This is a genomic window from Gordonia westfalica (assembly GCF_900105725.1).
Taxonomy (GTDB): Bacteria; Actinomycetota; Actinomycetes; order Mycobacteriales; family Mycobacteriaceae; genus Gordonia; species Gordonia westfalica.
In genome coordinates this window covers 388,261-400,137 of sequence record NZ_FNLM01000034.1, presented here as the reverse complement: position 1 = coordinate 400,137, position 11,877 = coordinate 388,261, and the positions used below count along the sequence as shown (strand labels likewise).

The 11,877-nt window shown below is 67.5% G+C and carries 8 protein-coding genes; 4 read left to right on the top strand and 4 right to left on the bottom strand.

Annotation, left to right across the window (positions count from 1 at the left end; translation table 11 throughout):
• Nucleotides 1–12: 12 nt before the first annotated feature.
• Entirely contained in the window at nucleotides 13–537 is a 525-nt protein-coding gene (locus BLU62_RS07155; protein WP_074848887.1) for an MSMEG_0572/Sll0783 family nitrogen starvation response protein, read from the bottom strand.
• Nucleotides 538–1,314: 777 nt separating this feature from the next.
• On the opposite strand from BLU62_RS07155, the gene BLU62_RS07150 reads away from it, so the two are divergent.
• The gene (locus BLU62_RS07150) at nucleotides 1,315–2,001 is read left to right on the top strand and encodes a ZIP family metal transporter (protein ID WP_074848886.1); all 687 of its coding nucleotides are present in this window, start codon (nucleotides 1,315–1,317) and stop codon (nucleotides 1,999–2,001) included.
• Nucleotides 2,002–2,005: 4 nt separating this feature from the next.
• Here BLU62_RS07150 and BLU62_RS07145 read toward each other — a convergent pair whose 3' ends face one another.
• The 3 genes from BLU62_RS07145 to BLU62_RS07135 form a co-directional block, all read right to left on the bottom strand.
• Nucleotides 2,006–3,121, bottom strand: a complete 1,116-nt coding sequence (locus tag BLU62_RS07145; protein ID WP_074848885.1) for an alpha/beta hydrolase — start codon at nucleotides 3,119–3,121, stop codon at nucleotides 2,006–2,008.
• Nucleotides 3,122–3,205: 84 nt separating this feature from the next.
• Complete coding sequence (locus tag BLU62_RS07140) at nucleotides 3,206–4,423, bottom strand: S8 family serine peptidase (protein WP_074848884.1); 1,218 nt, start codon at nucleotides 4,421–4,423, stop codon at nucleotides 3,206–3,208.
• On the bottom strand, nucleotides 4,420–5,640 hold the full coding sequence (locus BLU62_RS07135; RefSeq protein WP_084811758.1) for a trypsin-like serine peptidase: 1,221 nt from the start codon (nucleotides 5,638–5,640) through the stop codon (nucleotides 4,420–4,422). The genes BLU62_RS07140 and BLU62_RS07135 overlap by 4 nt, the downstream gene beginning before the upstream one ends.
• Nucleotides 5,641–5,865: 225 nt before the next feature.
• On the opposite strand from BLU62_RS07135, the gene BLU62_RS07130 reads away from it, so the two are divergent.
• From BLU62_RS07130 to BLU62_RS07120, 3 genes are read left to right on the top strand one after another with little or no spacing between them, the layout of a single operon-like run.
• Nucleotides 5,866–7,386, top strand: a complete 1,521-nt coding sequence (locus tag BLU62_RS07130) for a DUF3375 domain-containing protein (protein WP_074848883.1) — start codon at nucleotides 5,866–5,868, stop codon at nucleotides 7,384–7,386.
• A complete protein-coding gene (locus tag BLU62_RS07125; RefSeq protein WP_074848882.1) occupies nucleotides 7,383–8,297 on the top strand; it encodes a DUF4194 domain-containing protein in 915 nt (304 codons plus the stop codon). Before BLU62_RS07130 ends, BLU62_RS07125 begins: the two co-directional genes overlap by 4 nt.
• A 26-nt stretch (nucleotides 8,298–8,323) precedes the next feature.
• Nucleotides 8,324–11,626, top strand: a complete 3,303-nt coding sequence (locus BLU62_RS07120; protein WP_074852744.1) for an ATP-binding protein — start codon at nucleotides 8,324–8,326, stop codon at nucleotides 11,624–11,626.
• Nucleotides 11,627–11,877 lie beyond the last annotated feature (251 nt).

The window sequence follows — 11,877 nt, the reverse complement described above, 5'->3', positions numbered from 1 at the left end:
GTGTTGTCTCGCTTAGACCATGTAGGTCGAGTTGATGATCGCGCCCTTGCGGGCGTAGTGGATGATGGCGTCCTGGACGTCGAGCGGGTGCGCCGGGATGACGCCCTCGATCAAGTCTTCCTCGCGGCCGCCGTGCAGCGCGAGACCGAAGCGGCAGCAGAACACGGTGCCGCCTTCGGAGATGAAGGTCTCGAGCGCGTTGTTGATGTTCTGCTCACCGGGGAAACCGGAGTCGCCTGTCGTCGGAAAACCGCGTGTGGCAAGGCAATTGATGGCACCCGGGCCGTAGAAGTACATGGCCGATTCGAAACCTTTGCGCAGTGCGCGGGTCGCCTGCAGTACCGCGACGAAGGACACCGACGATTCGTGAGCGATGCCATGCACCAGGGTGAAGTACGTTTCGCCGTCCTCGGCCTGGTAGTCCGGGAAGATCTTGGTGCCGCCATAGATGTTGGACCCCTTGGGCAGCGAGGGGTGCGGGATCTCCGCGAGCGAAGCGGCGATGTTCTCGGTGATGGATTCGTCGAAAGAGGGCACAAGGACTCCTGGAATGGCGAGACGACGGCGCCTGGCGGCTCGGCGTGTGAGGAAAGCGGGTCGGGCATCATTGCCCAAGAGCGGCAGATCGGAAGACTTCGATCTCATCGAGTAGCTGAACGCTACGAGAACCAGTTCACCGGTCGACTATTACCGGGTGGTTACCGCTGGAATAAATGGATCGCCGGTTGGCGTAACACGACGTCCGTCGGAGCTGAAGCCTCGGCCGTTCGACAGGACAGCGGGCGGGCCCGGCAAATAAAATGTCCGATGAACCGGTCGGGTCGGGGGTCTGACCGGTTCATCGGACGTAAGTCAGCATATCCTCTGCGTCTCGCCAGGTCGAGTGGGGGATCCGCAATTTTGTGACCTACTTCTCGCGGATTCCCGACGAACCCGACCCATACGGCACCGTAACCATCCGTCACGTCTGCCGATCAGGCGACACCAGCGCCGACCGATCGAGCGTGCGACTATCCGTATGACGTTGTGCCCGGCTTCCGGGTCCAAGATCAAACGGAGCCGACGGGCCCGCACCGGGCCGTGCACCCCCTGCCGGCCGCACCGGGGGCTGGGCCCCGCTGGCCGCGTCCTCCGCTGGCCGAGTAGCGGCGACCGAGCGCAGCGAGGACGCCACGTCCCCCCGCTGGCCGAGTAGCGCCGACCGAGCGGAGCGAGGACGCCGCGTCCCCCTGCTGGCCGAGTAGCGCCGACCGAGCGGAGCGAGGACGCCGCGTATCGAGGTCACCGCCCACCAACCAAGCGCAAGCTGTACTCATGCTGACCGCCATCCTCTACGGGCTCGTGACAGCAGTACCCATCGCGATCGGCGCCGCGATCGGTCTCCGGTGGGATCTGCCGGCACGCGTTCTGGCGACTCTGATGGCGTTCGGCGCGGGCACGATGATCGCGGCGGTCTCCACCGAACTCTTCGAGCCTGCGTTCAAGCAGGCCGGCATCGGCCTCGCCGGGGCGTCACTGTTCCTCGGTACCGCGGTTTACGTGATCGCCGACCATGCCGTCGAGACCACACTCGGCTCCCGCGCCATCGGGCCGGCGCTCATGCTCGGCGTCTTCCTCGACGGCGTCCCGGAGAACATTGCCCTCGGTGTATCCCTTACCGCCGGAGGCTCTCTCGTCCTGGTGGTGGCGATCGCCGTCGGCAACGTTCCCGAGGCCGTCAGCGGGGCGTCGTTGATGCGACGCGAACACGACATGTCGCTGCGATACGCGCTGGTGATGTGGGTGGTCACCGCCGCGATCCTCGTTGCCGTCACCGTCGGCGGCTACGCCGTTGCCGATACCATCTCGCCGAGCGCGATCAGCCTCGTCCAGGCCTTCGCGGGCGGCGCGACCCTCGGCGTCCTCGCCAACGGCCTGATGCCCGAGGCCTACAAGGAAGGTGGCTGGTGGGTCGGCCTGGCCACCGCCGCCGGCTTCCTGCTCGCGTTCGTCCTGGGCTGAGGCCTCAGTGCGTCTGCGTCGCGTCCGGATCGCTGGCGACGTGGCCCTTCGCCAGTTCGTGCATCGCCCGGAACACCCGCTTCGACGCCTCCGCCCACGGCATGAGGATCGGGAACACATGGAACATGCCCGGCTCCTCGATCGCATGCGTCGGCACCTCGGACTCTTCGAGCCGCTCCGCGAACTCGCGGATCCCGTCGCGGAACATCTCGTCCTTACCCCAGCACACGAACGTCGGTGGGAACCAGTCCGGCTCGGGGTCGGCGTGGATGATCGAGACGCGAGCGTCGTTCGGCTGCACGCCATGTAGGTACGGCGTCACCGGGATGTTCCACGGCAACACGTCATACTGCGCGTTCTCGGTGATCGACGGATGGTCGAGGTCGAGGTCGATCTCCGGGGAGAACAACGCCATCGCACCGGGCTTGGGCAGGCCCTGCTCGTGCAGATGCGCCACGAGCGACGCCGCGAGACCGCCGCCACCGGAGTCGCCGGCGATGATGATGTGCTCCGGGGTCACACCACGTCCCAGGAGAGCTTGGTAGACGTCGGCGGCGTCGAGAACCCCGGCGGGGAAGGGGAATTCGGGTGCCATCCGATAATCGGCGATGAACACCTCGAACCCGGTGATCCGCACCAGCGACGATGCGAAGGCCGAGTACATGATCGGCGAGGTGCCGATGTAGCCGCCGCCGTGGAGGTAGAGGATCGTCGCACCGATCTCCTGCTTCTCCTCGTCCTCGTCGACGTAGGCGTCGGTACTCGCCTTTGCGCGACACCACAGGCCGGGGACGCCGCCGATGACGTCGTCGGTCAGTTCGACGCCGTCGGTCAGTTCGACGAACGGCGGCATCACGACGCGGCAGATCTCGTCGAGGATCTTCTCCATCGATCGGAACTCCTCGATCGGCAGACCCATCGAGTAGCCCATGAAGGCGCGGATCGACTGCCGGGTGACGGCCTGGCCGATGTTGTCGAGCAGCCCTGCCGGCCCCGACCACGGCTTTTTGAACGGCACGCGTGCGAGCCCGCCGAGCATGCTCGACGCCAGGCCGGCGACAGCCAGCGTCGCCAGCGGCGCGGATGCGGTTTCGACCTCGGGACGATCAGCCATCACCATGTGGCTCAGGGTAGCCGCGCCGGGTGACGAGCACCGAGCGGCCGAGGATGCACGACCCTGTGTGCACCCTCGGCCGCCCACCCCTCACGGTGCGGTGGCGAGCCCCGCCCCGACGTCGACGACCGGCAGCGGAAGTGTCTGCACCGTGGTGATCAGCGCGTCCCACAGGGCCCGTCCGCGGGCTCCGGTGGTCTCGGCCAGCAGCGCCGCGATGCCCGCGACATGTGGCGTGGCCATCGAGGTGCCGTTGATGGACCGATACCGCATCGGCATCGGCCAGCTCGAGTACACGTTCACGCCAGGTGCGGCGATGTCGATGGCACCACCGTCGACGGTCGTCGCCCGCGCGGAGAACGGCGCCATCTGCATGTCGGGCGCCAGTGCACCGACCGCCATGATCGACGCCGAGTTCGCCGGACTCCCGACGAAGCCGGGATTGCCGGGACGTCGGGCGTTGTTGCCGGCGGCCGCGATGATCAGCGACCCCGCGGCCAGCGCGCGCCGCCCGATCGCCTCATAGGCCTGTACCGGCTGCCGCACGTCGGCTCCCAGTGACATCGAGATGACGACGCATTCGTTGGCGAGTGCCCATTCGATGCCGGCGATGATGCCGGAGTCACTGCCCGACCCTTCGTTGCTGAGCACCTTGCCGGCGAAGATCGTCGCCGACGACGCGACGCCGTAACGCTTCTCGGTGTCTGGCGCCTTCGGCCCGCACGAGGTGCCGATGCAGTGCGTGCCGTGCCCGTTGCCGTCCTGCACACCCTGGCCGAGGATGAACGAGCGTGTGGTCACGGGGCGTCCCGCGAAATCCGGGTGCTCGAGATCGAACCCGGTGTCGAGGACCGCTACTCGAATCCCGTCGCCGGTGGCACTCGATGTCGTCGTCTTGGTCGCCTGCAGGCCCCAGGTCGCGACTTCGCTGTCACTGAACGGGGTTTCGACGGTCTGCGCCGCACCTTCCGTCACGGTCAGCGCGTGCACGACGTGTTCGGGTTCGACACTGACGATGACGGGGTCCTGCTCCGCGTCGGCGCCGAAGGATTCCTCCTGCGCCACCGGCACTTCGGCGACCGCGATGCCGAGACGATCGAACAGCGTCGCGTCGGCGGCGTCGACGCTCTCCGGTCCGACCGACCCGTCGTCGGCGTCCGCGCTCGACGCCACGTTGTCGATCCCGCTCAGTGCGCGCAGCGCGTCGACGCGCTGTTCATGGGAACTGTCCTCCGTGAAGGTGATGAGCTGACGCCCGGTCAGCTCTGGTCCCGCGGTCGGGGATGTGGGTGTTTCGTCGTCGATCATCGTTCTTCCTCTCTCTGGTCGGGGTGGTCGAGCTGGTGGGGAAGACCGTCGACGGTGACCGTGACGGTGATGCGACCGCATGCCGACGAAACGATCTCGCGGACAGCAGAGTTGGTGCGCTCGGGCAGCGGCGTCGGAGCAGGTGCGGCCCTCGCCTCGGCGGCAGCTGCTCCGATGACCGGTTCGACGAGCGCCCGTTGCGCCGGGCCGTACTCCTGGCGCCGCAGGAACGCGATGATCCGGCTGATGCGGGTGCCCTCGTTGACGACGCCGCCGAACTCGGGACGGTTCGGTGCGCGCACGCTGGCGTGATGCAGCGCCACGACCTCCCACTGGTCGTTGAACACCGGCGATCCCGACGATCCGGGTTCGGTGTCGGCGGAGTAGTGGACGAAGGACTCGAGGATGTCGACGAGCTTGTTCTCCCGCAGCGACACCATCTTCTTGTCGCCGCGCGGATGCTGGACGATCGTGGTGAACTCGCCGATGACGATCGTGCCCTGCGCCTCGGTCAGCCGGTTGACACCGAACGTCCGCAGCGCGTCAGCGGTACCGCGTACGGCGGTGAGCGCGAAGTCCAGGGTCCGGTCGCTGACGAAGAACGTGTCCGGGTCCAGTGAGAAGGTCTGCATGGGCCGCTCGCGGCCATCCATGTCGTCCTGGTAATCGAATTCGACGACGCTCGCCTTCGCGACCTCCGCGTCGGGCAGCACGTGGTGGTTGGTCATCAGCAGCGTCGGGGTGACGAGGAAGCCGGTGCCGAAGCCGCGACCCTGCCGGATGTTGATCCGGCCGACCGACCGCGCCGCTGCGACCCCGGCGTCGAGGTAGCGCACGCCGAGCCAGTCCGCGGTGTTGATGACGGCCTCGACGGCCTTGCCGATGGAGTCGGCGTCGCCGGTGAGGTCGTCGAGGCGGCCGAGGGTGTCCTCGATGTCGACGCGACTCCCAGGCACGGCACCTTCGGCGGTCCCGTCGAGGTGATAGCGCACCAGGCGGTCGAGCCGGCGCGCGATCCGGTCCGGCTCGTTGACGGTCTCGATGCCGCCGACGACGAGGGTGTCCTCGTTGGTCGACCGGCGCGTCGTCGACGCTCGCACGCGCTCTGCGGCGGCCCGGTCCTGAAAGTCCTGTTCGTCCGCTATCCGCGGTACGGAAGTGTCGGCTGCGGGGCGAGCTGGGCGACCGTCGCCGCCGGCGATCGTGATGATGCTCATGGCACCGGCTCCATCCGAGGAGGGATGTGGTGATGAGTCGGGGTCGACTCGTCTTCGAGGATCGCCGTCGCAAAGCCCCAGGACACGCGTAGTGCACTACGCGACTCGCGCGCCGCGCCGGCCGCGACGACACGTAGCCGCCCACCTCCCGGACTGGGGTCCGGGCGGGGGGACGTGGCAGACTATCGCGGGTCCTGTAGTCCCCGAGAACCCCGTGAGGCGGCGATGGAGAGTTCTGCCTTCCCGGCTCAGCGCGAGGCCGGGCGACCCCCTGTGCACCCCGAATCCGCGCAGGTCACGCTGGGTGACGCGCTCGATGCCAACCGGGCGTTGCAGAAGTCGGCGGCGATCAAGCTGTTCGCCGCGAACAACTCGGCGCTCTACGTCACCTTGATGGAGCGTCATCTCGACTACGGCACCAAGATGTCGGAGGTCGAGCTGACGATGCGCCTCGAACGCGACCTCGCCGAACTCGACCTCACCGACGATCAGCCCACCGGCCTGGAACTGGTCAAACTGTGGGCTCGTCAGGGCTGGCTGCACCGCGTCACCGACACCTCCGACCCCGACGCCCCCAACCTCTGCCACCTGACCAGCGAGGCCCGCTCGGTGCTGGACTTCATGCGCCGCCAGCGCCGCGAGGACTCCATCGCCACCGGCGGCTCGATCACCGGCATCGCCGCCGAACTCCGACGCGTCGCCGGGCAGGTCAGCAACGACCCCGAGACCATCCGCCTGGAGCTCGAGGCGCAGATGTCCGACCTCGACGCCGAGCTCGCCGACCTCGACGCCGGCCGCCGCCCACCGGTCGACCTCCGCGTCGCCGAGGACTCCGCCCGCGCCATCGGCTACCAGATGGAGCAGATCATCTCCGACATCGGCCAGTACGGCACGATGCTCGACCGCATCACCACCGCGCTGCTCGACGACCCGGGCGACTCCGACCTCGCCTACCGCGACCGTCAGCGCCAGCTCTTCGACGACTACGAAGCCCTCCTGCAGTCGTCCCAGTCGGCGTCGTACCAGGCGTTCTCCCAGATGATCCAGGACCCGGAGCGTCGCGCCCGCCTCAAGACCGACATCGACACCATCATCGAGAACTTCCCCGGCATGGACGCCGGCCTGCGGTCGGTGATGGACAACTTCTTCGGCCTGGTCACCCAGCAGATGGCCGAGGTCGGCCGTACCCGTCAGCGCTGCGCCCGTCGTATCCGACGATTCGTCGCGTCCGGCACCCTCGAGCAGAGCCGCGGCCTGGCCCGTCAGCTCAACGACGCGCTCGCCACCGCCAACGACCTCCTCAAGTCCTCGCTCGCGGACCGCCGCCTCGGCTACGAGCTGCCGCTGGCCGCCCCGACCCTCAATTCGATCGGCCGCCTCGCCTTCGAGATCCGCGAACACGTCCCGCCCGCCCCAGCCCTACCCGCCGGTGGCGCCGACGCCGACCTGACCGCCTTCGCGTCGATGACCGGCCAGGTCGACACCGTCGAACTCACCGAGACCGTCAACAACGCCGTCGCCGCCGGACCCGTCCCGCTCACCGAGGTGATCGAAGGACTCGACGAGCCGTACCTCGCGCACGTCATCGTCCTGTGGTCCTGGGCGCAGAAACAGCTGGCAGCAGGGGAGAAGGTGCCGATGACCACCGTGCGTTTCCGGTCCCTCATCGGGGAAGACCACGCCATCGAAGTCCCCGACCTCACCTTCACCGAACCGATTCCGACTGCGGAGGTCGACGCCGAATGACCAACTCTTCGCTCCCTGAGACGCAAGCGGACCCCTCGCTCCACGAAGGCGACCCCTCCCTCCCTGAGGAGGGCGCCGACCCTTCGCTCCCTGAGGTGCGAGCGCAGCGAGCCACGAAGGGCCCTGAGGTGCAAGCGCAGCGAGCCACGAAGGGCCCCACCCCCACCCCCGAAGAATTCGCCGGCTTCGACGATCTCCCCACCGTCGCCAACCGAGCCGCCTCGCACGCCCCGAGCGCCCCTCGCTTCGACGGCGACGTCAGCGAGATGCCCGACCGTGCCTGCTGGGCGCTGCAGAATCTGCTGGCCCGCCGCTACGTCAGCGGTGACCGGCAGCCGCAGTTGTGGTCGTGGGTGTCCGAGTACCAGGACGTGCTACGCGTCCGCCTGTCCGAGCTCGACCTGCGCCTGCGCCTCGTCGACGAACTCCAGGTCGCCTTCGTCGAGCAGGCCGCCACCGATTCGCGTTGGGCGCGACGCATTCTCAAGCGCGAGACCGTCCACACCTACGACGCGATCCTGGCGCTGCACCTGGCCAAGTACATTCGCGCCGCCCGCGACGAAGATGCGCTGATCACCCGCGAGGAGATCCACGAGCTCTTCGCCGGCGTCACCAACACCATCGACCGTGACCTCGCGCTCTTCGACAAGCGCATCGAACGCGCCATCGACAAGATGGAAGAGCTCGAGTTCCTGCGCAAGCAGCGAGACGACGCCGACACGTTCACCGTCAGCCCGGTGATCTCCGCGGTGATGACGGCGTCGGTGATCACCGATCTGCAGCGGCAGTTCGAGCAGTTCATCGGCTCCGGCGACACGGGGGAGGAGCCGCCCGAGGGTCCGGCCGACGAACCCACCCAGCCCGACGACGCCGAGAACGCGTACGGCGACGACGAAGGAGACGACTGGTGAGCGTCGACCAGTACCACCTGTCCCGGATGCAGCTGATTAACTGGGGCGTGTTCGACGGGTATCACTCGATCCCGTTCAGCTCCAACGGTTCTCTGATCACCGGGTCGTCGGGTTCGGGCAAGTCGTCGTTGCTCGACGCCATCTCGCTGGCGTTCCTGCCCGACCACCGCCGCAACTTCAACGCCTCGGGCGACGCCACCGCCGCCGGCTCGTCGAGCGGTAAGCGCACCGTCGGCAAGTACGTGCGCGGCGCGTGGGGTGAGCGGCGCGACGGCACCAACGCTCACCGCGAGATCATGTACCTGCGCGGCACCGGTCCGGCGTGGGCGGCCATCGCGGTCACCTACACCTCCACCTCCGGCACCGCCATCACCGGCCTGGTCCTCAAGTGGCTGGCCGCGGGCAAGATGACCGACGCGCACAGCTCGTACTTCATCTATGACGGCGACGCCGACATCGTCGAGGCCTGCAACGAGTGGGCCGCCGCCAACTACAACTCGGCCAAGTTCCGCGACCGCGGCTGGCGCGGCGGGCCCGGCGAGGGCAAGTACCTCTCGACGCTGTACTCGCTCATCGGGATCCGCGGCTCCGACGCCGCGCAGCAGCTCCTCGGAAAAGCCAAGTCGCTCAAGAGCGTCGGCGGTCTCGCGCAGTTCGTGCGGGAGTTCATGCTCGACGCCCCGACGTCCATTGTCGGCATCTCCGACGCCCTCGAGCAGATCGATCCGCTCGTCGAGGCCCGTGAGCTGCTCGACGTCGCGCGCCGCAAGCGCACCATCCTCGGCAACATCGAGGAGGTCCACGAGCGGTACGCGAGCGAGTCGGCCACCTTCTCCGTTCTCGACACCATCGACAGCACCACCATCCGCAGCTACGTCAACAACCTGCGGATCCGCAACGCACAGCCCGAGGTCTCCGACCTCGACGACCAGATCACCCGCCTCGACGGCGATCTCGCCGCGCTGACCACCCAGCACGACCAGCTCCGCCAGGACCACAGCCTGCTGCTGGCCCGCATCGCCACCTCCACCGGCGACCTCGCCCCGCTACGCGAACAGCTCGGCGGCGCACAGAAACTCAGCACCGAGGTCACCGCGCGACGAAATGCCTACGAGGACAAGGTCTCCGCGCTCGGTTTCAGCCCGCCGACCAACGCCGAGGGCTTCTGGTCGCTGCGTGAGGAGCTGATCGAGGAGGCTACCAAGATCGACGGCCAGCTCGAGGCCGGCCGCGCCCACTATGCCGAGGCGCTGGCCCGCGAGGTCGCCGCCCGCAGCCGCCGCGACACCGCGCAGGAAGAACTGGGCCGCGTCGAACAGGCCGGTTCCGCCCTGCCGCGTACCGAACACGAGATGCGCCGCGTCATCGCGTACGCGCTGCAGATCGACGAGTCCGAGCTGAAGTATGTCGCCGAGCTCGTCGAGCTGGACCCCGACGAGGAACGTTGGCGTCTGGCCGTCGAGAAGGTCCTGCGCAACGCCGGTCTGCGGCTCCTCGTGCCGGACAAGCACTTTCGTTCCGCCCTGCGTTTCGTCAACTCGCACGACATGCGCGGCCGGATCCAGCTGCACCAGGCCGAGACCCGTCCGATGCCCGTCGTCGAGCCGGGAACTCTGGCCTCCAAGCTGCGTTCCGTCGACCCCGGCCATCCCTGTGCCGCCGAGGCGATGACAGTGCTCGCCAAGCTGGGCAACCACATGTGCGTCGACAACCCGGGGGAGTTCTCCCAGTACGCCAAAGCCGTCACCGACCAGGGCCTGCGCAAGGACTCGGCGAAGCTGGCCGTCAAGGACGACCGCCAGCAGCTTCGCCGGTCGCAGTACATCTTCGTCGGCGACGTCGAATCCAAGATCACCGCACTGCGCGACGAACTCGCCTACGAGGAACGCGTTTTCGAGGACGCCCGCGAGGACTGCGCTGAACTCGATCGCGAACGGTCCGCCAAGGAACGACGCCGCGACGCCTACCGACGCGTGTGTGAGCAGTTCACGCAGTGGAACGAGATCGACGTCGACTCCGTCGACGATCGCGTCGACCAGCTCACCGACCAGTACGACCTCCTCATAGAGGAGAACCCCGACGTCGAGGCGCTGCAGCGCAAGGCCGAGGACCTGTGGGAGCAGGTGCGTCACGCGATCTCTCAGGCCGCCCTGGTCAAGGACAAGATCGCCCGTCAGGACGAGCGTCGCACCCAGCTGCTCGACCTCATCGACCGGCTCAAGCCCGAAGATGTTCCCGCGCAGGCGGAGAAGACCCTCGACGGCTTCCGTGAGGACCTCTCGGCGACCCTCGACGTGCTCAACCCCGAGCCGTACCGCCAGGAGATTGTCAAGGCCGCCGGCCGCGAACGCGACCGCATGCGCTCAGATGCTCGACGTTCCCGTGACGAGCTGGCCCGGATCCTCGACACCTACGACGAGGAGTTCCCCGATGCCATCCCCAACGACAGCGACGACTTCGACGAACGCATCCACGACTACGTCGCCGTCTGCCGCCGCATCGACGAACGCGAGCTGCCCTCGGCCTACGAGCGGATGCGCCGCTTGATCACCGAGCAGGCACCTGGCGCGATCCTGGGTCTACACATGGCCGCCGACGCCGAGGAACGGCGCATCGTCGAACAGATCGAGCGCGTGAACACCGGCCTGGGTGCGGTGGCGTTCAACCGCGGCACCCGCCTGCGCCTCGTCCCGGGCCGTAAGAAGCTCGCCGCCGTCGAGGAGCTGACCGAGAAGGCCCGCCAGATCTCCAACCGCGCAACGGCGGTCAGTTTCGGCGACGAACAGGCCATCCTCGAGCAGTACTCCGACATCCTGCTGTTGCGCGAACGACTCGCCGGCAACACCCCGGAGGACCGCCAGTGGACGCGTGACGCCCTCGACGTGCGCAACCGCTTCGACTTCTACTGCGAGGAGCACGACGCCGAGAGCGGCGAGACCATCCGCACCTACTCGAATGCCGGCGACAACTCCGGTGGCGAGCAGGAGAAGCTGATGGCCTTCTGCCTCGCAGGCGCGTTGAGCTTCAACCTGGCCAGCCCGCACGGCAACGACAACCGACCGATCTTCGCCCAGCTGATGCTCGACGAGGCGTTCTCGAAGTCCGACCCGCAGTTCGCGCAGCAGGCCCTGTCGGCGTTCCGCAAGTTCGGGTTCCAGCTCATCATCGTCGCCACAGTGCAGAACACCAGCACGATCCAGCCGTACGTGGACAACGTGGTGATGGTGTCGAAGACCGAGGTCGGGCCGGAATTGCGGCCGGTTGCTACTGCAACTTCGACGACGATCAAGGCGTTCTCGGAGTTGCGGCGGTCGGGGAGTCAGTTGTAGGTGTAGAGGGCATACGTGATGGGCGTAGACACTCACTGGGCGGAGCATTAGCCCGGCGTTCGGTCTCGGAAGTACCTGATTGTGACGGTGTCGCGCTCCGCGTGCCGAAGGATTCGAGGCTCCTGCGCGTTTGGAGAGGTGCTCTTGTGCTTGATCGGGGTGTTCCGCGGAACGCTCAAGATTGAGAGCCGATCGCAACTGCGTGCGGTACTCCGTGATTCCACCTCCGTTCGAGATTGTGGAGTTCCGCG